The 357-nt window shown below is 59.1% G+C and carries 1 pseudogene; it reads right to left on the bottom strand.

Features of this window, described 5'->3' with window-relative positions:
- Window positions 1-102 precede the first annotated feature (102 nt).
- A pseudogene (locus AC1DIX_RS28400) lies at window positions 103-357 on the bottom strand (hypothetical protein); the annotation flags it as partial.

Genomic DNA, 357 nt, shown 5'->3' with positions numbered 1-357 from the left:
TCGGTCCGCCGAATGATGTGAGGCCGAGCTTCAGGAACGTGAGAAAGACTTCTGCGGGCGTGCCGGCAGGCGTTTGAGTCTGGGCCGTGCTCGTGCTGTCTGTCATTCTGCTCCTGCCTCGCCCTTGAGTTCTCTCAGTTGGATCCTGACAACCGCCGGGCCTTCATTTGCAAGTCTCGCGATCGTCAGAAACGCCAGAATTGCAAGTGCGCCGAGCCCCGTTGTGATCGCGAGCGAGGAGGTTGCGCCTATATTGGCCATGGCAAACGCCAGGGCGAACGGTGCGGTCGCAGAGACTATGAGCCTCGCCGCCATAACCTTACCCTGAAATCTGCCATAGCCTTCGCTGCCAAATAG

This window comes from Massilia sp. 05N420 (assembly GCF_056397205.1).
The sequence above is the reverse complement of the archived record's forward strand: the minus strand, read 5'-3'. Positions and strand labels throughout refer to the sequence as shown.